At 40.6% G+C, this 21,438-nt stretch carries 20 protein-coding genes; 14 read left to right on the forward strand and 6 right to left on the reverse strand.

Annotated elements, in window-relative coordinates:
• Positions 1-39: 39 nt before the first annotated feature.
• Positions 40-1,512 carry a glycoside hydrolase family 130 protein gene (locus AC570I_RS16555; protein ID WP_497406357.1) on the forward strand — a complete coding sequence of 491 codons (1,473 nt, stop codon included), beginning with the start codon at positions 40-42 and terminating at the stop codon, positions 1,510-1,512.
• Between the two features lie 71 nt (positions 1,513-1,583).
• Here AC570I_RS16555 and AC570I_RS16560 read toward each other — a convergent pair whose 3' ends face one another.
• Positions 1,584-2,699 carry a trans-sulfuration enzyme family protein gene (locus tag AC570I_RS16560; RefSeq protein WP_497406358.1) on the reverse strand — a complete coding sequence of 372 codons (1,116 nt, stop codon included), beginning with the start codon at positions 2,697-2,699 and terminating at the stop codon, positions 1,584-1,586.
• A 122-nt stretch (positions 2,700-2,821) separates the two neighbouring features.
• On the opposite strand from AC570I_RS16560, the gene AC570I_RS16565 reads away from it, so the two are divergent.
• The 4 genes from AC570I_RS16565 (at position 2,822) to AC570I_RS16580 (ending at position 6,186) form a co-directional block, all read left to right on the forward strand.
• A complete protein-coding gene (locus tag AC570I_RS16565) occupies positions 2,822-3,316 on the forward strand; it encodes a hypothetical protein (RefSeq protein ID WP_497406359.1) in 495 nt (164 codons plus the stop codon).
• Between the two features lie 236 nt (positions 3,317-3,552).
• Complete coding sequence (gene mqnE / locus AC570I_RS16570) at positions 3,553-4,746, forward strand: aminofutalosine synthase MqnE (RefSeq protein ID WP_497406360.1); 1,194 nt, start codon at positions 3,553-3,555, stop codon at positions 4,744-4,746.
• Positions 4,747-4,783: 37 nt separating this feature from the next.
• On the forward strand, positions 4,784-5,407 hold the full coding sequence (locus AC570I_RS16575; protein ID WP_497406361.1) for a histidine phosphatase family protein: 624 nt from the start codon (positions 4,784-4,786) through the stop codon (positions 5,405-5,407).
• A 38-nt stretch (positions 5,408-5,445) separates the two neighbouring features.
• Positions 5,446-6,186 (forward strand): menaquinone biosynthetic enzyme MqnA/MqnD family protein, encoded by a 741-nt coding sequence (locus AC570I_RS16580; protein WP_497406362.1) that lies wholly within the window; start codon positions 5,446-5,448, stop codon positions 6,184-6,186.
• Positions 6,187-6,249: 63 nt separating this feature from the next.
• On the opposite strand, the gene AC570I_RS16585 is transcribed toward AC570I_RS16580, so the two are convergent.
• Positions 6,250-6,567, reverse strand: coding sequence for an HPF/RaiA family ribosome-associated protein (locus tag AC570I_RS16585; RefSeq protein ID WP_231582701.1), 318 nt, complete (start codon positions 6,565-6,567; stop codon positions 6,250-6,252).
• Positions 6,568-6,938: 371 nt separating this feature from the next.
• Here AC570I_RS16585 and mutS point away from each other — a divergent pair, with 371 nt between their 5' ends.
• Together mutS and AC570I_RS16595 are read left to right on the forward strand one after the other, a co-directional pair.
• The gene (mutS, locus tag AC570I_RS16590; RefSeq protein ID WP_497406363.1) at positions 6,939-9,518 is read left to right on the forward strand and encodes a DNA mismatch repair protein MutS; all 2,580 of its coding nucleotides are present in this window, start codon (positions 6,939-6,941) and stop codon (positions 9,516-9,518) included.
• Between the two features lie 26 nt (positions 9,519-9,544).
• On the forward strand, positions 9,545-10,075 hold the full coding sequence (locus AC570I_RS16595) for a C40 family peptidase (protein WP_231582700.1): 531 nt from the start codon (positions 9,545-9,547) through the stop codon (positions 10,073-10,075).
• Positions 10,076-10,231: 156 nt separating this feature from the next.
• Here AC570I_RS16595 and AC570I_RS16600 read toward each other — a convergent pair whose 3' ends face one another.
• The 3 genes from AC570I_RS16600 to AC570I_RS16610 all read right to left on the reverse strand — a co-directional run bounded on the left by AC570I_RS16600 (position 10,232) and on the right by AC570I_RS16610 (position 12,984).
• The gene (locus AC570I_RS16600; RefSeq protein ID WP_497406364.1) at positions 10,232-11,071 is read right to left on the reverse strand and encodes an SDR family oxidoreductase; all 840 of its coding nucleotides are present in this window, start codon (positions 11,069-11,071) and stop codon (positions 10,232-10,234) included.
• Positions 11,072-11,153: 82 nt separating this feature from the next.
• Complete coding sequence (locus AC570I_RS16605) at positions 11,154-11,987, reverse strand: SDR family NAD(P)-dependent oxidoreductase (RefSeq protein WP_497406365.1); 834 nt, start codon at positions 11,985-11,987, stop codon at positions 11,154-11,156.
• An 82-nt stretch (positions 11,988-12,069) separates the two neighbouring features.
• Positions 12,070-12,984: a helix-turn-helix domain-containing protein gene (locus tag AC570I_RS16610; RefSeq protein ID WP_497406366.1), complete on the reverse strand. Its 915-nt coding sequence runs from the start codon at positions 12,982-12,984 to the stop codon at positions 12,070-12,072.
• Between the two features lie 179 nt (positions 12,985-13,163).
• Here AC570I_RS16610 and AC570I_RS16615 point away from each other — a divergent pair, with 179 nt between their 5' ends.
• Entirely contained in the window at positions 13,164-13,775 is a 612-nt protein-coding gene (locus AC570I_RS16615; protein ID WP_497406367.1) for a TetR/AcrR family transcriptional regulator, read from the forward strand.
• A 226-nt stretch (positions 13,776-14,001) separates the two neighbouring features.
• On the forward strand, positions 14,002-15,252 hold the full coding sequence (gene fabF / locus AC570I_RS16620; RefSeq protein WP_497406368.1) for a beta-ketoacyl-ACP synthase II: 1,251 nt from the start codon (positions 14,002-14,004) through the stop codon (positions 15,250-15,252).
• Here fabF and AC570I_RS16625 read toward each other — a convergent pair whose 3' ends face one another.
• Positions 15,253-15,903: a YceH family protein gene (locus AC570I_RS16625; RefSeq protein WP_497406369.1), complete on the reverse strand. Its 651-nt coding sequence runs from the start codon at positions 15,901-15,903 to the stop codon at positions 15,253-15,255.
• A gap of 174 nt (positions 15,904-16,077) precedes the next feature.
• Between AC570I_RS16625 and AC570I_RS16630 the strand changes: the two genes are divergently transcribed.
• The 5 genes from AC570I_RS16630 (at position 16,078) to AC570I_RS16650 (ending at position 21,384) form a co-directional block, all read left to right on the forward strand.
• Entirely contained in the window at positions 16,078-16,701 is a 624-nt protein-coding gene (locus AC570I_RS16630) for a (2Fe-2S)-binding protein (protein ID WP_047800539.1), read from the forward strand.
• A complete protein-coding gene (locus tag AC570I_RS16635) occupies positions 16,698-17,681 on the forward strand; it encodes an FAD binding domain-containing protein (RefSeq protein ID WP_497406370.1) in 984 nt (327 codons plus the stop codon). Before AC570I_RS16630 ends, AC570I_RS16635 begins: the two co-directional genes overlap by 4 nt.
• Positions 17,682-17,683: 2 nt before the next feature.
• Positions 17,684-19,813, forward strand: a complete 2,130-nt coding sequence (locus AC570I_RS16640) for a xanthine dehydrogenase family protein molybdopterin-binding subunit (protein ID WP_497406371.1) — start codon at positions 17,684-17,686, stop codon at positions 19,811-19,813.
• Positions 19,814-19,886: 73 nt separating this feature from the next.
• On the forward strand, positions 19,887-20,939 hold the full coding sequence (locus AC570I_RS16645) for an NAD(P)-dependent alcohol dehydrogenase (RefSeq protein ID WP_497406372.1): 1,053 nt from the start codon (positions 19,887-19,889) through the stop codon (positions 20,937-20,939).
• Between the two features lie 109 nt (positions 20,940-21,048).
• Positions 21,049-21,384 carry a Dabb family protein gene (locus AC570I_RS16650; protein WP_497406373.1) on the forward strand — a complete coding sequence of 112 codons (336 nt, stop codon included), beginning with the start codon at positions 21,049-21,051 and terminating at the stop codon, positions 21,382-21,384.
• The last annotated feature ends 54 nt before the right edge of the window (positions 21,385-21,438 follow it).

Genomic DNA, 21,438 nt, shown 5'->3' on the forward strand with positions numbered 1-21,438 from the left:
GTAAAAAGTATACCATAAACGCACCCAAATATTTAGATAATGAGGATATACATTGAACGTAAACCCGTTAAGGTTAACCCTGATACCAAACGGGTAATTGCCCGTTTTTTTTTTAATGGAGAAGAAAGAGCCCTTGAGGTAATCAGGAAAGTTTTAGAGTTTTCTGATGAAAAAGTTTTTTCGCTCATTTCGCCGATATTGCAGGAATATTCTAAACGTCACCGTAACATCACCAAGATTTTAAACAGGCATTGTAAAAAGCTGAAAAAACAGTTAGCGATTCTGAATGTGGACCTGGAAGATTTAGATCAGTATACCAGACTGTTAATTGGTGCATATTTTACCCATGAATATTCTATTGAATCTGCAGCATTTTTCAATCCCAGTATTGTAGATGATCCGGATCAGTCTGACCTGGTTGAGGGAGAAAAGCGTGTGATCATTAGTTTTAGGGCAGTAGGCGAAGGGCATATTTCTTCGATCGTTTTCAGAAGGGCATTAATTGATAAGCACAACAATATTGAGGTTTTACCAGTAGGAAATTATGTTGATGAGGCTGAAGTAGTTAAAAATGCCATTTATGTTAAAAAGTTATTCCTCAAAAAAGCTGCTTACGCGCAAATTGACCCCTCGGTTCTGGAAGAAATAGAAGCAAAACTAGACGAAAAGTTTGAATATACCAGCTTGAGTAATATCATTAAAGACTCAAAAAGTTTACATCAGGAAAATCCTTCACGCCTGATTGAATATGACAAAGTTCTCTGGTTATCGGATACTTATCATACCATTTCATTTTCAAAAGATACAGATATATCAGACCGTGTGATTTTTCCGATTTCCGAGTTTGAAAGAAAAGGTATTGAAGATGCGAGATTCGTAAAGTTTGTTAAAGACGATGGAAAAGTTTTATACTATGCCACCTATACAGCTTTTGATGGTTCACTGATTATTCCCAAACTGGTACAAACAGAAGATTTTTATGAGTTTAAAGTGATTCCGCTGTATGGTGATGGCGCTCAGAATAAAAATCTGGCTTTGTTTCCCCGTAAAATAAAAGGAAAATATGTAATGATGAGCAGAATTGATGGCTGGAATAACTATTTAATGTTTTCGGATAAAGTAAATGTGTGGGAGAATCCTATACTGCTGAAACAGCCACGTTATGATTGGGAACTGGTTCAGATCGGAAATTGTGGCTCGCCTATTGAGACTGATAAAGGCTGGCTGGTGATGACCCACGGTGTTGGACCGATGCGGAGATATTGTATAAGTGTGGTGCTGCTGGACTTAGAAGACCCAAGTAAGGAAATCGGACATTTGAAAGAGCCTCTCATTATACCTAATGGCGATGAGCGCGAGGGTTATGTACCGAATGTGGTTTATTCTTGCGGGTCAATCATCAGTAATGGTGAATTGATTATTCCTTATGGTCTTTCGGATTACAGCTCATCGTTTGCTACTGTTAATTTGGAAATGTTGCTAAACAAGCTTTTGGAAAACGGATCGGCATAAAATAACTTACCGGCTTTGTTTATGGTTGCTAACCCTGAAAAACGTTTCGGGGTTAGCAACTTTTATAGTTTCTAGCCCAGTGCCTGTTTCAGATCGGCGATGATATCATCGACATGCTCCAGGCCAATGGAAATTCTTAGTAAGTTTTTGGGCGTAGCACTGTCAGGACCTTCAACCGAATAGCGGTGTTCTATTAAACTTTCTACCCCACCCAAACTCGTAGCCTGGGCAAATAACTGAACTTTATTGACTACTTTACTTGTGGCGGCCACATCTCCCTTTACTAAAAAGGACATCATTCCACCAAAATCCTTCATCTGTTTTTTAGCAATTTGATGTTGCGGATGCGTTTCCAGTCCGGGGTAAAATACTGCCTCTACCCGCGGATGATGGGCCAAATACTGAGCAACTTTCTTCGCGTTTTCGCAGTGACCTTTGATGCGATATGCCAGAGTTTTAATGCTTCTGCAAAGCAGAAAGCAATCAAACGGGGAGGGTACGGCGCCGCCTGTTTGCTGAATATTTTTGATCTTTTCCCAAAAATCATCTTTTTTTGCGGTGACTAAAATGCCACCCAAAACATCACTGTGTCCGCCAAGATATTTTGTGCTGCTGTGCAAAACAATATCGGCTCCAAGAAGAATGGGGTTTTGCAGTATTGGAGAGGCGAATGTGCTGTCGCAAACAAGTTTGAGCTGGTTCGCACGTGCTATTTTTGCTATTTCCTCAATATCAGTGATTTTTAAGAGGGGATTTGAAGGCGTTTCAATCCAGATCAATTGGGTGTTTTCTTTAATTTTAGATTTTATCAGCTCCAGATCTGTCTGATCAACAAAATCGAATTTAAGGATTTCGTTGTATATAGTTAGAAGCTGCTTTTTTATACCCCAGTACATGTCGTCAGGCGCGATGATGTGACTTCCAGGTTTTAATGCCTGAAATAAACTTAGCCCACAATTATTACCCGACGCGAAAGCTGCTGCATCTTCACCGTATTCTAATTTAGCAACAGTGTTCTCTAAAGCAGACCTGTTAGGGTTGCTTACCCGACTGTACATATGCCCGCCTGGATAACCGCCCTGCTCATCGCGAAAAAAAGTTGTCGATAAATTTATTGGAGGGGTAACATCTCCTGTAACATTTTTAACAAGATTAGAGGCGTGAATAGCAAGGGTTTCAGGTTTCATGATGATTATCGTTTTTATCGGTTGGCAAAAATGCAATTTAATAATTTGGCGCTAATTTAAGCTTGTTAATTGTTTTGGCAAGATTTATGTAATTAGTTTCCCGAAAATAAAATTAAACTAAAATGAAAAGATTATTTATAGCTATCGCGATAGCATGTTCTACTTTAGTAATGTTACAAAGTTGTTCTTCAACAAAAAACGCTACAACAGGTATTAATGGCGGTAGAGGTACTATCACGGGTACCTGGGTATTGAACAATGTCAGTTTAGAAGGCCTTCCTGATCAGGCAGTTCAGGGGCTGTTTGGAGAAAAATCATACAAGTGTTTTCAGGGCAGTACCTGGAAGTTAACCAATAGTGGTAACGGATCTTATACCTTACCTGCATCCAGTGCATGTGGTTCGGTAATGCAGACTATTTTTTGGTCAGCAACCCCTGCAGATGAAACTTTTCAATTTAAAAAAATCTATGAAGGCGATAAAGCGAAAAACGTTACTGAAGGTTATCGTTTAGTGCTTACCCAACTTTCTAAAGGAAGTATGGTGATGAAATCGCCTATCGAGTTTGGTGGAAAGACAGCTAATATTGTGCTGACATTTTCTCCTGCCGCAAACTAAGCATTACCTACGAAAAACATACAGCGAGAACACTTCCGGAAGGAGGTGTTTTTTTTTGCATTATTAAAGGATTGATTGTTCCAGTTCGAGCGGTCACCCGTATTGATTTTAAAACCAGGAGTGAGGTTCTTCATGCAATTGAAGCGACTACTATACAAAGAACTATTAATGTTTGTTACAAGAAAATGATTTTCAAATCCCCTCAATATTGTATTTTTGTTCAAAATAAATCAGGAATGAATACAACTGAACAGGTTGAAAAAATATTAGCTGATACTTCATTATCAACTGAACTACAAAACATAGCACACAAGGTACTCCATCACGAACGCATTACATTTGAGGAAGGCGTGTACCTTTACGAACATGCAGAATTAGGTTATTTAGGCGTGTTGTCCAACTTCATCCGTGAAGAAAAGCATGGCGATCATACTTATTTTAATAGAAATTTCCATTTGGAGCCTACAAATCTCTGCGTTTACGATTGCAAATTTTGCTCATATTCCCGTTTAATTAAACAAAAGGAAGAAGGCTGGGCTCTGACCATGGATCAGATGCTTGACATTGTTAAAAAGTACGACAATGAGCCAGTTACTGAAGTGCACATTGTTGGCGGCGTTTTACCCCAGTATGATGTAGCTTTTTATACCTCTTTGTTTAGCGCAATCCGCGATCATCGCCCTGATTTACATGTTAAGGCATTAACACCTGTTGAGTATCATTACATATTTAAGAAAGCTAAAATTGACTATGCAGCAGGCATGAAGTTGATGAAGGAGGCTGGTTTGCAGTCGATGCCTGGCGGAGGTGCAGAGATCTTTCATCCGGAAGTAAGGGATCAGATTGCTAAAGACAAGTGTACCGGGGAACAGTGGCTGGCTATACATGAAGAGTGGCATAAATTAGGGATGAGGAGCAATGCAACCATGCTCTATGGTCATATTGAGGAATTTCACCATCGCGTAGATCACATGGATAAGCTACGTGATTTACAGGACAGAACGGGAGGTTTTCAGACTTTTATACCATTAAAGTTCAGAAATCAGCACAACCAAATGAGCAATGTTCCTGAATCATCAGTGATTGAGGATCTCCGGAATTACGCAATCGCCCGTATTTATCTTGATAATTTTGATCACATTAAGGCCTACTGGGCTATGATTAGCCGCGAAACTGCACAGCTATCGCTTAATTACGGTGTTGATGATATTGACGGAACTTTGGACGATACAACAAAAATTTACTCTATGGCAGGTGCTGAAGAGCAAACACCGGCAATGAGTACACATGAGTTGGTTAACCTGATCAAACAGGTTGGCAGAAAAGCCATTGAACGTGATACTTTGTATAACGTGGTAACCGACTTTGAACATGTGGTATTTGAAGAAGAGAAAAAACCACAGTATTATAAATTACCGGTAATTAATTAATGATAGATGATTGAATCAGTCAGTCAATAAATTGAAAATGAAGCAAATTTACATCATCCGCCACGGCGAAACAGAACTCAACAGACAAGGAATAGTACAAGGCAGGGGTATAAATTCAGATTTAAACGATACCGGCAGGGCACAGGCTGAGGCTTTTTATCATACTTATAAAGAGATTCAATTCGATAAGATTTACACCTCAGATTTAAAGCGGACATGGCAAACGGTTCAGAAATTTATCGATTCGGGTTTACCGTGGGAGCGATTATCTGGACTCGACGAATTAGCCTGGGGTGTTTGGGAAGGCAAGTCAAATACGGAAGATTCCCGTGATGCCTTTCGTGAGATGTTAGAGACCTGGCAGAATGGTGACTATACTGCTCATTTTGAAGGTGGGGAAAGCGTGCAGGATGTTTACGAGCGCCTGAAGCATCCGATGGAAATCTTATCAACCAGACCGGAAGAAAAAACAGTACTGCTTTGTATGCACGGAAGGGCAATGCGGGTTTTTCTTTGCCTTTTACTTGGGAAACCATTAAGTGAAATGACTGAGTTTCCTCATCAAAATACAGTTTTGTACAAAATGGGTTTCGAGAACGGAAAATTTAGCGTGCTTGAATTTAACAGTGCAGTTCATTTGGATGGTTTAGTGATTGAATAGGTACACGTTAGAAGTCTTGAATTATTACAATTATAACATTGGATAAAATAAAAATATCGGCTGTTGCTTACACCAACACCAAAGCATTTATATACGGAATTGAACACTCAGATATTATTAATAAAATTGATTTAAGTTTAGATATTCCTTCAGATTGCGCAGCTAAAGTAATTAGTGGTGAGGTAGATATGGGGTTAATGCCTGTCGCGGCAATTCCTCTTGTACCTAATGCAAATATCGTAGCAGATTACTGTATCGGCAGCGACGGGGCTGTGAATTCTGTATTCATTTTCAGTGATGTGCCTGTAGAAGCGATTAAAACCCTAAGACTGGATTCACATTCCAGAACATCAAATAATCTGGCCAAGGTGCTGCTTAAGTTTTACTGGAAACATGATGTAGAATTTACGACAGATACGAGCGTGAAAACAGATGCAATTGTTTTAATTGGCGACCGTACCTTTGGTAAGAAAAATGATTTTCCTTTTGTTTATGATATGGGTGAAGAGTGGAAAAATTTTACGGGATTACCCTTTATGTATGCGGCTTGGGTAGCTAATAAAGATATTCCAAAGGAATTTAAAGATGAATTTAATGCTGCATTAAAACTTGGTTTAGAACACAGACAAGATGTGCTGAACGATCTTCCTCATACCGATAACTTCGATCTGGAAGACTATCTGTACCATAAGCTTCAGTTTGAAGTGACCGATGACCGAAAAAAAGCATTGAACATGTTTCTTTCTTTTATTCAAGAACTTGAGAAAGAGAAAGTTTAATCCTCACGAAATCTTCAGCACAGAAATGCCCCAGAAGTAATACTGTACTTTGGGGCATTTATTTTAATGTGATTTCAACTTTCCGCTGATGGTTTCTAATTTGCTCTTTAATTTTGTTAAAGCGCCTGCTATTGCTAAATCGTAGTTATTTCCAAGGTTAGTTACAGCAATTGGTTCCTTTCCTGTAATTTTAGCTTCAATCAAACAACGCTTGTCATCTAATCCATCTTTACTGCCATTCTCGTCAGATAAATGTACTTCTAAACGGGTGATTAAGTCGGCAAAACGGCTTAAGGTATCTGTAATCTGGGTTTGAATTTTATCTTCGTATTCCTGATGTATTGTTAAATTTTTGTCGGTATTTAATTGAATCGTCATCATAAAAATATTAGGTTAAATTATATCTGATAACAGACAACTGGCGGAAACGTTTTGAAATTCCAGCCTTTACCGCTAATTAACTGATCTTGAGCTCAATTTTTTGCAGGTGTTGATTTGAAAGAAATTATCAGTCTCTGTGCATATCTTTACCATAATCAAGATAAATACAGAGATTTCTTTCAAGATCAGCTATGCTATTTAATCTGACTGATTCTTTGTTTCTTCAGAGAAAAAATAGGAAACTTAACAGTCTAAAAAAAACTTTTAACTTTTCAACAAAACAACTATAAAATGGCTAATCGTACTATCTTTATAGCTTTTGCAAATTAATTTCAGTTTTGGCTAAAGATACGAATAAAGAAACCCCGCTCATGCAACAGTACAACGCTATTAAGGCGAAGTATCCGGGGGCACTTTTACTTTTTAGGGTTGGAGATTTTTATGAAACCTTTGGCGAAGATGCCATAAAAACGGCCCAGATTTTAGGCATTGTACTCACCAGACGGGGTACTGGCCCCAATGGGGGGGCACTTGAACTGGCAGGTTTTCCCCATCACTCTCTTGATAATTACTTATCCAAACTTGTGAGGGGTGGCCAGCGGGTAGCCATTTGCGATCAGCTGGAAGATCCGAAAGCGACCAAGACCATTGTGAAACGTGGCGTAACAGAATTGGTAACACCAGGGGTAGCCTATGGTGATAATATCGTTAATCAAAAATCAAACAACTACCTGGCTTCGATTTTCTTTGATAAAATTCACATTGGCGTTTCTTTTCTTGATATATCTACAGGTGAATTCCTGATTGCCCAGGGCAATAGCGATTATATAGATAAGCTTTTGCAAGGGTTCAAACCAACGGAAGTTATTTTTCAAAAATCGAAACGTCAGATTTTTATGGAACAGTTTGGCGACAGGTTCTATACCTTTGGGCTTGATGAGTGGCCTTATACTTCAGATTATGCTGAAGAAACGTTAACTAAGCATTTCGATGTTGCATCGCTTAAAGGGTTCGGCATCGAGCGACTGCAAAGTGGAATTGTGGCTGCCGGAGTTGTATTGCACTATCTTGGCGAAACTGAGCACCGGAATTTACAACATATTACCTCTATTAGCCGGATTGAAGAAGATCGTTTTATGTGGCTGGACAGGTTTACCATTCGCAATCTTGAATTGGTAAATTCTGCTAACGATAATGCAGTAACGTTGTTTGATATTCTTGATCATACATGTACTCCAATGGGTGCCCGCCTGTTACAGAAGTGGATCATTATGCCACTGAAAGAATTAAAACCTATTCAGGAGCGATTGGGAATGGTTAATTTTTTTGTTCAGCAACATGATGTTCAGCAGGAATTTTTAACACACATCAAGCAAATTGGCGATATTGAGCGACTGATTTCTAAAGTCGGTTTACAACGTGTTGGACCTCGTGAGCTGGTGGCTTTAAAAAGAGCTTTAACTCATATTGATGCAGTCAAAAACCTGGCTGCTAATTCAAAAAATCCTTTTCTGATTAAAATTGCCGACCAGCTGAATCCGTGTATTGCTATTCGGGAAAAAATTGAAAGAGAGATTCAGCCTGAACCTCCGGCCTTGCTGATTAAAGGTAATGTGATTAATGATGGAATAGATGAAGAATTAGACCGTTTGCGTAAAATTGCCTTTGGTGGTAAAGATTATCTGGTGCAGATTCAAAAGCGGGAGGCTGAGGCTACCGGCATTCCATCCCTCAAAATATCTTTTAACAATGTTTTTGGGTACTATTTGGAAGTAACCCACACACATAAAGATAAAGTGCCTGAAGGCTGGATCCGTAAGCAGACGCTGGTTAATGCAGAGCGCTATATTACCCCGGAACTTAAAGAATATGAGGAGCAGATTTTAGGTGCTGAAGAGAAGATCCAGGCTATAGAAATCCGTTTGTATAATGAGCTGATGTTTGAAACTGCGAGTTACATTAAACCTATACAGCTCGATTCTTTTCTAATTGCCCAGCTCGACTGCCTGCTTTGTTTTGCACAACTGGCAGAAAAAAACCATTACGTTAAACCCAGTGTAAATAAGGAAAAAGTGCTGGATATTAAGGGTGGCCGCCACCCGGTTATTGAAAAGCAGCTGCCTGTTGGACAGGAATACATTACAAATGATGTTTACCTGGATACCGAATCGCAACAGATTATCATGATCACGGGGCCAAACATGGCGGGTAAGTCAGCAATTTTAAGGCAAACTGCCCTTATTGTACTGATGGCCCAAATGGGAAGTTTTGTACCGGCAAAAGCCGCCGATGTTGGCCTGGTGGATAAAATCTTTACACGCGTAGGTGCCTCTGATAACATTTCTTCAGGGGAAAGTACGTTTATGGTGGAAATGAATGAAACGGCCAGTATTCTAAATAATATATCGGATAACAGCCTCATTCTCCTGGATGAAATTGGCCGTGGTACAAGTACTTACGATGGTATTTCCATTGCTTGGGCAATTGCTGAATTTCTGCATCAACATCCCACATCCCGACCGAAAACACTTTTTGCGACCCATTATCATGAACTGAATGAGTTAGCCAACACAATGCCCCGCATTAAAAACTTCAACGTTTCGGTCAAAGAAATGACGAATAAAGTTATCTTTCTGAGAAAATTAGTTCCGGGAGGTAGTGAGCACAGTTTTGGTATTCATGTAGCTAAAATGGCTGGCATGCCACCGAAGCTGATCGGTAGGGCAAACGAGATTTTGAAAAAGCTGGAAATTGACAGAACTGAGGGGCAGAGCATCAAAGATAGCATTAAGAAGGTTCAAAATCAGGCTTATCAGCTACAGATGTTCGCAGTTGACGATCCTGTATTGGTCAAGATTCGTGATACACTGAATAACTTAGATGTTAATGCACTTACCCCCGTTGAAGCGCTATTAAAGCTTGATGAAATACAGCGCCTGATAAAAAATTAACGGATTCCTGTATAATTAATCAGGGAATGCAGAAATTGCTTAGAGAGATTGTGATGATAAAGACAAAATTGCTTTACTGTTATTGGATTGTTTTATTTTTAGTGGTCGTGCTAGCCTCTTGTGGTTCACGCAAATACATTGCTAAAAGCGATACGAAAGCCGCTAAAGCAGCTGACGCAATGGCTAACTTAAAGAGTAAACAGCTCTACAGGTTTATTACAGAGTGGACGGGTGTTCGGTACCGTTTCGGTGGCTTAGATAAGAATGGTATTGATTGTTCTGGTTTTGCCTTTCTACTGGAAAAAGAAATATATGGAGTCACCTTGCCCCGAATTTCGCGCGATCAGGCCAGTTTTGTCAAGCGTAAAAACGTTGACAGTTTAAAAGAGGGGGATTTACTTTTCTTTTCTTTCGGCGGCAATGATGTTGATCATGTTGGCGTGTATTTGAACGGTGGCTTTTTTGTGCATGCAAGTACCAACAGGGGAGTGATTGTTGATGATTTAAATCTACCTGCTTACCAAAAGGTTCTGGTAAAGTCTGGTTCAGTTAATTAACCAATTATAATGTTCAGATCGTTATAGATTCTTTTATAAAGTGCGATCAGCGGGCTAATCCAAGGGGAAGAGCAGCTTGATCGCCTAACACGACTGTTTGCGCCAGCAAAAATAAGAAAAGGGATAATTACTTATCCCTTTTCAATAATATTATCGTTAGTCAAAATTTGTAGCAGTAGCCAACGACTCCCAGTTTTTCATATCATTTTGTACATCGCTGATTTTTGCATTCGCAACAGCATAAGCATCCGGCCCTAGAAAAAGATGTAAGGGAGCAGTTTCACTTGCTGCAGCGGCAATTATAACATCAACAGCTTTAGCCGGATCGCCTGGTTGCTGGTTATTAATGTCGTTTTGGTGCGCAGCTTGCGAATCCCGTACTTCCTTGTATGCATTAATCGGATTTGCCGGAACTGCCAGGGAGCCCGATGTAAGAAACTCCGTTCTGAAATAGCCTGGTTCAACAACGGTTGCTTTTATGCCCAGCGACTTAACCTCTGCAGCCAGCGATTCTGTGAAACCCGATACCGCAAATTTGGTAGCGCAATATATTCCAAAACCAGGAAAGTTTCCGGAGAAACCGCCAATAGATGAAATGTTGAAGATATGTCCAGATTGTTGCTTCCGCATTTGAGGCAAAGCCTTTCTGATCACGTTTAGTGAACCAAAAACATTTATGTCGAAATTTTCGCGAGCTTCCTGATCACTGAGTTCCTCCAGCGCCCCAAGCATTCCGTAACCAGCATTGTTAACCACCACATCGAGCTGTCCGAATCTGCTAATGGTTTGGCTAATGGCTTCTTCAACACTGCTTTCTTCAACCAGATTAACAGAAAGAGGCAAGAAGTTTTCATGCTTACCCACTGCCTTTTCCAAATCAGCTATGCTTCTTGACGTTGCGGCTACACGTTCTCCGATAATTAATAATTTTTTTACCAGCGTTAGTCCAAGTCCCTTTGAGGCACCCGTAACAAACCATACTTTTATATTTTCCATGATTCTTGTTTAAAATGTTTTTAAATGATTTTATTTTGATTAAAAAGGTTTGCACATGTCACAACCTTAATATGTGGCATTTTTAATAATCGGTAGATATGGTAATTGCCTTCCAATCCTGATACTCCTTTTTTAGTGTATCGATTTTAGCGTTTGCCCTTTGTAAAGCATCATTCCCCAGGAGTAAATGTACAGGCGGGTGCGGCATACTGGCTAGTGAGATCATCGCTGCAGCAGCTTTTTCGGGATCACCGGCCTGATTGCCATTCATTTGCAGGTATTTCGCATGCATCTTGCGTACGTCATCATAAGCTTCAATAGGGTTCTTTGCCAGTAGGAGCGATTCTTCTGTTAGGAAACTGGTTCTGAATGCCCCTGGAGCAACGACGGTTACTTTAATGCCGAAAGCTTTAAGGTCTTCAGCTAGTACTTCAGATAAGGCTATTACTGCTGCTTTTGTAGCTGCATATACCGACCAACCCGTTGCACCAGCGATGCCGGCAATGGAAGCAATATTGATGATATGACCTGAGCCTTGTAATCTTAGTTGTTTACTTACCTTTCTGATGACGTTAATAGTGCCGAAAACATTAATATTAAAGCTGTTCCTCGTTTCTTCGTTAGTAAGCTCTTCGATACTGCCCCCAATGCCGTAGCCAGCATTGTTTATCACTACATCAATTCTTCCAAACCGGGCAACAGCTGCGTTTATGGCATGTTCAACGCTTGCTTCGTCAGCAAGGTCTACCGCCAAGGGAAGAAAATGGTTAGAATCAGCATTTACGGCGCTAGCCAGATCAGGCAGATTTCTGGAAGTCGCAGCAACAGCTTGACCTGCTTTTAACAACTGGTTAACCAAACTTAAGCCTAACCCTTTGGAGGCTCCGGTTATAAACCAAACTTTTTTAAGTCCCATAATTTTATCCTTTTTGTTAAGACAAAATTAGGACAGAATTTGAAGACAGTTATTACGTCAATCAAACTGATGCTTACGAAATTCAAACAATCCGGTATGATGTAGGGGTATGGCTGGTTAACTTTTTGAAAAAGTTGTTGAAGTGGGTAGGTTCTTCGAAGCCGAGGCAATAACCGATTTCTGAAATGTTCCAGTCTGTATGCTTAAGCAGCGCTTTGGCTTCGCTTAATAAACGTTCTGTTATATAGTGTGTTGTGGTCTTTCCTGTAGTCTCTTTGATAGCCCGGTTGAGGTGATTTACGTGAACAGAAAGTTGAGCGGCATAATCCTTTGCCGATCGCATGGTGAAGCGCTGGGAAGGATTTTCAATTGGAAACTGGCGTTCGAGTAGTTCGGTAAACACTGAGGTGATACGCGAATTTGCGTCAGGATGTTTGTAAAGTACTTCCGATGGGTTAGTCTTTAATGCAAAGTGCGTAATTTCAGTTGTGTAATTTCTCAGCAAATCGTATTTATAGATGTAATCGCTGTTAATTTCATCCAGCATTTTTGAAAATATCGCCGAAATGTGTGCGTCCTGTTCATCATCCAGAACGTACGCTGGTTTGCCGCCCAAGGCAAACATAGGCAAGTCGCCAATCTTTCCCCGTATCTTTTCATTGAAAAAAGCTTCTGTGAAAATACAGAAATAGCCACGGACGTCGGTAATTTTGCCGCTCGCCAGTTCCCAGGTATAGGGTACCAACGGATTAAAAAACATAAGGGCAGTGCCATTTATCTCCACGCTTTTGTCGGCGTAGTGATAAATATTATGTCCGCGATTCAACGCGATTTTATAGAAATCCCGCCTGCTGTAGTTCATTGGAGGTTTATCATCGCCAAGGCAGTCTTCCATTCTGAAAACATTAAAGTGTCCAATATCTTTTTGTAAAGTGTCTGGAAGGAAATCAAATTTCTTCTGGTAGAAGTCTGCAAGGCTTTCAATTGTACTCATCATTCAAAGTTACAAAATTCAAACTAATAATAAAAAAGGCACTACCTGCAGAAAAAATTTGTAGAGCATCTGAATAGAATACTTACGCCAGTTCAACTCTGAAATTAAAAAGGAGATTACAATGATAAATTAATTTGCATGTAATATACCGATCGGTATATGATTGTCGAATCAAATTAAACATGATGACAAAGGCAGAGCAGACCATAAATTTCATTGTTGAAAAAACAGCATCGATCTTTAATACGAAAGGTTACGCAGGTACTTCGCTGAATGATATTACTGCAGCAACCGGCTTAACGAAAGGCAGTATTTACGGCAACTTTGCGAATAAAGACGAAGTAGCACTTGCTGCATTTGACTACAATTTCGCTAATAACGTTTCAAATATTGAATCGGAAATGAGTAATAAGGGAACAACCAAAGGGAAACTATTGGCATACGTAAGTATCTATGAGCGCTTTTTATTTAGTGGGATTTCAATAGGGGGTTGCCCGATTTTGAACACCGCCACCGACGCAGATGATACCCATCCCGCCTTGCGTGAGCGGGCTATTAAAGCAATATTGGCGTGGAAAAAAAGAATTATTGCATTGGTAGATGAAGGGATAATTAGTAAGGAAATCGACGAAGCGCATGATCCTGAACAAATTGCGTTGACGATCATTGCAATGATAGAAGGTGGTATCATGATATCAAGATTAACGAATAAAGCAGATTATTGGAGCCTGATTATGGATTCTTTAAAAAAGTACATCAACAGCCTTGACCTTGCCAAGCTATGCTGCAAGTAATGCGGCGCTTCACTCTTACACTACATCTTTAAGATTGAGTTTGGAAGGTACACCTGTAAAGGTATTTAATTAATGCAACCTAATTTGATTATGCCGGTAGGGAGAAGTTTTGTCCTAATTATGCGATAATAAGGATAGGAATTGGCACCTTTGCGGCGATAAGTAAAATGCATTGGGTTTAAATTGATGCATAGCCTGCACGCAGGAGAAAATTAAAAATAATAAAATGAAACGAGTAGTCGTAACTGGATTGGGGGCTATAACCCCGCTTGGAAACACAGTAGAAAACTTTTGGAAGAATATTTTAGATGGTAAAAGTGGCGTCGGGCCCATCACTAAATTCGATACCAGTAAATATAAAACCAATTTTGCTGCTGAAGTGAAAGATTTTGACGCAGCTTCTTTCATTGATAAAAAGGAATTAAAAAAGTACGATCTGTTTACCCAGTATGCCATCGCTTCAACTGATCAGGCCATTGCAGATGCGGGTTTAGACTTCGCTGCAATGTCAGATGATGAGCTTGCTGAAGTTGGTGTGATTTGGGCAACGGGAAATGGAGGTATCTCTACCTTTGAGCAACAGCTGGCGGAATTTCACCAGGGCGATAAAACGCCAAGATTTAATCCATACTTCATTCCAAAAATGATAGTGGACATTGCGGCTGGAGTAGTATCTATTCGCCATAAACTTCGTGGTCCGAATTACTGCACCGTATCAGCATGTGCTTCTTCGAACACGGCTATCATCAGTGCTTTTGATACCATCCGTTTGGGTAAAGCAAATGTTATGGTTGCCGGAGGTTCTGAAGCGGCAATCACAGAGGCTTCTGTGGGGGGCTTTAATGCAGCACAGGCACTTTCAAAACGCAATGACAGTCCTGAAACCGCATCACGACCATTTGATGTTACACGTGATGGATTTGTAATGGGTGAAGGGGCAGGAGCATTGATTCTTGAAGAGCTCGATCATGCTTTAAACCGCGGAGCAAATATCTACGGAGAAATTGTAGGCGGTGGGATGGCTGCCGACGCTTATCACTTAACAGGAACCCCTCCGGATGGAATTGGCGCAACCCTGGGGATGAAAAAAGCCTTAAGTGACGCAGGAATATCAGCTGATAAAATCGATTACATTAATGCGCATGCAACATCTACGGGTTTAGGCGATATTAGTGAACTTGTAGCTGTTAAAAATGTTTTCGGCGATTTGCCTGTTGTTGTTGGGGCATCAAAATCTATGACCGGGCATTTACTCGGTGCAGCGGGTGCCGTTGAAAGCCTGATTAGTATTCTGGCGATAAGAGATGGAATAATCCCTCCAACAATCAATACGCAACAGCTGGATGAAAAAATTCCCGAAGGACTTAACATTATTCTTGGAAAACCGATTAAAAAGGAAATCAATTATGTTCTTAACAATACCTTTGGTTTCGGCGGGCATGTTGCCAGTACAATTTTTAAGAAATACGAAGCTTGATTATTTGTCCATTAAAAGATTAACTACTTCTTTTAATTCCTCTAATTCTTGCTCTAATTTTAAAATACGATTTTCCAGTTCTTCATTGGGCTGGAAAATTGCTGTTTGAAAGCCTTCCTGCTCAGTCTCCTGAATTTCGCCCTGTTCTCCAAGCAGATGTGTAAACCTGGCTTCTTTTTGCCCTGCTTTTTTCGGAAGCAGCTTTGCAAATGCAGGTTCCTCTTCTGTTAATTTCTGTAACTGCTCCACGATTTCCTCGATGCTCTCAAACTCGTGTAAGCGACCTGAATTACTGTTGATTTCACCGGGCGTGAGCGGCCCCCGCAAAAGTAGCAGACAAAGTATTGACAGTTCTGAGGGCACAAGCGGATAGACGATACCCATATTATGTTTGTATTTGATTACCCTGCTTGAACCGCCGGTTGCTGTGGAAATGAGGCCTTTGATCTTAAGCGAATTTAAGGTTAATGTTACGGTTTCTTCATCGTAGTTTACAACCGGGTTTCGCGAGCTTTTCTGATTACACGCGGCGGTTAAGCTATTTAATGTCATTGGGTAATAATCGGGAGTGGTTCTGCTTTTCTCAATCAATGACCCTAATACGCGTTGTTCTTCTGCTGATAAGTCAGGTAGCGGCTTAATATCTTCCATTCGATAAAAATATATAAAGAAGCCGAATCCCGAAATTAATTTTATCAAAAAATGGATGGTGAGTTTCATAAATATTACACAGTAGAATTATTCTAAATTCATCAATCAGCCTTTTTTATCACATGGATTGACGAACTTTAAAACAAACAACATCTCAACAAAACATTTTTATCTATGCAACCATCTGATAAGGAATTTAATCCCGGCGATAGCCGGCGGGATTTTCTCAAGAAGAGCTCATTAATTACAGCGATTGCGCTAACTCCTGCTGTAGCGGTTAAAGCCGCAGAAAGCCAGGCAGATGAACGTTTCGCTGAACTGTTTGAAAAAATTCCATTGAATATAACGGTTAATAATAAGGCTTTTAAAACTTCTATTGAGCCGAGGGTAACGCTGCTGGATTACCTTAGGGAAGAACTTCACTTAACCGGTACGAAGAAAGGCTGTGATCACGGTCAATGTGGTGCATGCACAGTTCATATAGATGGCGAACGTGTAAATTCTTGCTTAAGTTTAGCCGTAATGAATGAGGGAAAAAAAATCACGACAATCGAAGGTTTGGCCAATGGCGAGGAACTGCACCCTATGCAGGCTGCATTCATTAAGCACGATGGATTTCAATGCGGATATTGTACACCCGGTCAGATTATGTCGGCAGTTGCCTGTGTAAATGAAGGACATACCGGTACCCGGGCAGAGATAAGCGAATATATGAGTGGAAATATTTGCAGATGTGGCGCTTATCCCAACATTGTTGATGCCATTATCGATGTGGTGAAAGGAGGTTCGAAACCATGATCAATTTCCAGTATCTACGTACTACCTCAGCGAAATCGGCTTTGAGCCTGATCGCAAAGGACCAGAACTCAAAGTTTATTGCAGGTGGAACCAATCTAATCGATTTGATGAAAAGGGGGGTATCTTCCCCTGAGAAACTGGTGGATATCAATCACGTGCCCTTAAAACAGATCGAGATGCACAAAGACATGATCATCATTGGCGCCCTGGCATCTAATACTGCTGTTGCAGAACATGAAATTATTAAAGATCATTTGCCGCTATTGGCCATGGCTTTAAACGCAGGCGCATCGGCACAGTTGCGCAATGTTGCTACTGTAGGTGGTAATATGATGCAGCGCACCCGTTGTGGCTATTTTTATGATACTGAGATGCCCTGTAATAAAAGGCAGCCAGGTTCGGGATGTGGTGCTGTTGGTGGGTTCAATAGGATGCATGCTATTTTTGGGACTTCAGATAAGTGCATAGCCGTTCATCCTAGCGATATGTGCGTTGCCTTAACAGCCCTCGATGCCACAGTAGTAATTGCCGGCCCTAAAGGAGAACATAAGATATTGTTTAAAGACTTTCATCGCCTGGCAGGAGATACGCCTCAGTTAGACAATAATTTAAAGGCAAATGAAATGATTGTGCGGCTGGAAATTCCTTTGAACAGTAAAGGCAGGAATTCGCATTATCTAAAAGTAAGAGATAGGGCATCATATGCTTTTGCGCTGGTTTCGGTAGCTGCAGGATTGGAAATAGCCAATCATATTGTAAATGATGTTCGTTTGGCTATGGGAGGTGTTGCCCATAAGCCCTGGAGGCTAACTGCTTCGGAGGATTTTTTAAGAGGTAAAGAAGCATCGCTCGAAAATTTTGAACAGGCAGCAAAAATAGCCATGAAAGATGCAAAAAGTTTTGGAGAGAATGATTTTAAGCTGGTGATGGCACCCAATACAATTATTGAAGCGTTAACCCTTGCAAAATCTAAAGTTTAACTATGCAAACAGCTATTTTGAAAGATCAGAACGATCGCGTCGACGGCATTGATAAAGTTATGGGAAGGGCGAAATATTTTGCCGAATATAACTTGCCTGGCCTAACCTATGGTGTGCTGGTTACCAGCACAATTACAAAAGGAAAAATCAGCTCATTTGATACCAGGGCTGCAGAAAAAGCACCTGGGGTAATATCGGTGATTTCTCACCTGAATAAGCCATCTGCCCCGGCTTATGAACAGGACGGGGGACCGGCAATGAAGATTTTTTATACAGATAAAATATTCTTTAACGGACAACCCATCGCTATCGTAGTAGCAAATACATTTGAAAGGGCAACTTATGCTGCTTCATTAGTTAAAGTAGGATACGAAAAGGAAGATTTTAACACTGATTTCGAAAAGGCTGTAAGCAATACGAAAGCAAAGAAACTTCAGGGTCAGCCTGATTATAAACGTGGAACAGAGAATGCATATAAAACTGCTGAGGTAAAAATTGAAGCGAACTATCATTTGCCAATTGAAACGCACAACCCGATGGAGTTGCACGGCATTATTGCTGATTGGCGCCCTAATAATCAGCTCACTGTATATGCCAAAACCCAGGGCGTAAAGGCCACTCAGGGAGCGATAGCCAATGTTTTTAAAATACCTGTAGAAAATATTCAGGTAAATTCTGAATTTGTTGGCGGCGGCTTTGGTATGGCTTTGCGTACCTGGCCCCTTGAAATCGCCACTGTTATGGCGTCAAAGCATATTGCCAGGCCGGTAAAAGTAGTGATTACCCGTATGCAAATGTTTACCATGGTTGGTAACCGTCCGGCCGCGATTCAAACCATTGGTTTAGGTGCCAAAAAAGACGGGACTTTAACAGGCATTACTCATCGTGCATTTGGTGAAACATCTGCCTATGAAAACTTTACAGAGGGCGTTGTTAATATGGCTAAATTCATGTACCAGTGTGATCATGTGAACACTCAATATACTGTTGTTCCGGTTGATTTAGGTGTACCTATCTGGATGAGAGGACCAGGTGAGGCTACGGGCGCATTTGCTTTGGAAAGTGCCATTGATGAAATGGCGCATGCCCTGGATATGGATCCGCTTGAGTTTCGGATCAAAAATGATCCTGAGAAAGATCAGCAAAGAAATAAGCCATTCTCAGATAAAAATATTAAAGAAGCTTACCGGGTTGGTGCAGAAAAGATTGGTTGGAGCGAACGGAAGAATAAACCCGGAAGCCTGGTTAATGGTCAATGGAAAGCAGGCTTTGGGGTTAGCATTGGTGTATTTAATGCCAACAGAGGCAGAGCCAGTGTCAAAGCGATACTAAAGTCAGATGGAACCTTATTGATGCAGAGTGCAACGAGTGATATTGGACCGGGAACTGGAACTGGCATGTCGCTGATTGCTAGTAAAATACTATCTATACCGGTAGAAAAGATTAAGTTTGAGCTAGGAGATTCCTCATTACCTCCTGCACCAAGTCAGGGAGGTTCGGCCACGCTTTCTACTGTAGGGTCGGCAGTAAATGATGCCTGTGTTTCCCTCAAATCAACTATCGCTGAACTTGCGGCCAATTCCAACATGGATGCTACTGCAAATTTCGTTGATGTATTAAAAAAGAATAATCTGCCATCTATCGAGGTCACTAAACAAAGTCAGGCAGGAAAGGAACGCGACGAATATTCCATGTATTCTTTTTCTATTCACTTTATAAAAGTAAAAGTGCATAGCTTAACGGGGGTAGTTAAGGTAGATAAAATTGTTTCTGTTGGCGATTCAGGAACCATTGTAAGTCCGAAAACAGCGCGTAGCCAGATGGTAGGCGGAGCGGTAGGTGGCGTAGGTATGGCGCTTACGGAGGAATCCGTGATAGATCATCGTTATGGGAGATATATCAATAATAATTTCGCTGATTATCACGTTCCCGTTAATGCCGATATCCCGGAGATAGAAGTGCACTTTATCAATAAACCTGATCCTTATATTAATCCCATGGGTGCCAAAGGAATGGGGGAAATTGCCCTCATCGGTTTTTCTGCGGCTGTTGCAAATGCCGTATTTAATGCCACAGGAAAAAGAATCAGGACTTTGCCAATTACCCCTGATAAGATTTTGACATCTTCCTGAAAGATGTCTTAAATGAATCAGATATGACGAAGCTTAGGCCGTTATCCTTTAGCTTTGGCCAAATTTTAATAATATGATAGCTGCAAAAGGATACGCTGTTCACAGCCAAACCGATAAATTGGCTCCATGGAATTTCGAAAGAAGAAATGTAGGGCCTAAAGATGTTTTAATTGATATTTTATATAGCGGAATTTGTCATTCCGATATCCACCAGGTTCGTAGCGAATGGGGGCCGGCACGTTACCCGATGGTTCCAGGGCATGAAATTGTTGGCCGGATAGCTGACGTTGGCGCTGAAGTAACTAAATTCAAGGTCGGACAGCTGGCGGGGATTGGGTGTATGGTAGACAGCTGTAAAGAATGTCCGACTTGCAAAGGTGGTCAGGAACAATTTTGTGAGAAAGGTGAAACGGTATGGACTTACAACAGTGTAGAAAGAGATAAAAAAACACCTACATATGGTGGGTACTCGAATAAGATTGTTTGCACAGAGGAGTTTGTAGTAAGTGTTGCCGATACGTTGCCGTTGGCTGGTGTAGCGCCGTTGCTTTGTGCAGGGATTACAACCTATTCACCGATCAAACGATGGGGCATTACTAAAGGTCATAAAGTTGCCGTTCTTGGTTTGGGCGGATTAGGTCACATGGCTGTGAAGTTTGCTGTTGCTTTTGGCGCAGACGTTACGGTACTGAGCACATCTCCTTCTAAAGAACAGGATGCCAAAAAACTGGGTGCGCATCATTTTGTGATCACTAAAGACCCCGAAGAACTGAAAAAATATGCTAAGCATTTTGATTTTATTATCGATTCGGTATCCGCACCTCACGACTATGAGATGTATCTGAAACTTTTAAACGTGAATGGTGTACATATTTGTGTCGGTTTACCTCCAGAGCCTTTAAAATTCCCAGGTTCGGCATTAATGCATGGCAACAGAGCGCTTACTGCATCGAGTATTGGTGGAATAGCTGAAACTCAGGAGATGCTGGATTTTTGTGCTGAACATGATATTGTTTCAGAAGTAGAAGTCATTAATATCAATTATGTAAATGAAGCTTATGAAAGGGTATTGAGCAGTGATGTGAAGTATCGTTTTGTAATTGACATGGATACGGTTGAAGGATAAGTTTTAATCCTTAAGGGTAACTATTTATAATATTATCTTAAAGCAGTATTTTAGAATACTGCTTTTTTTTTCGGCAATCATTTTTATATTTAGGATATATTTAATACAGATGATAGAAGATCTAAACGATAAAGGGAAAATCCAGCATTTTGTAATGTTTTGGTTAAAGCCACAGTTGAGCAAGACAGAAGTGCTTGAATTCGCGAATTTTTTTGAACGTCTGAAACCAATTGAACTCATCAAAACTTTTAGTTACGGGTTAGCAGCAAATACACCAGTTCGTCCGGTAACAGATAATTCATTTACCTATTCACTTACATTAACTTTTGATTCTATTGCAGATCACAACGCCTATCAGGAAGATAAGGTTCACCTGGATGCAGTTGAAGCATTTTCGAAAAACTGGTATCGCGTTGTGGTACATGATACCGTTATTTCAGTTTAGCTATACGCAAAAGGTCGGAATCGCTCCGACCTTTATGCTTAACAACAAAACAAA

This window comes from Pedobacter sp. A2324 (assembly GCF_059693705.1).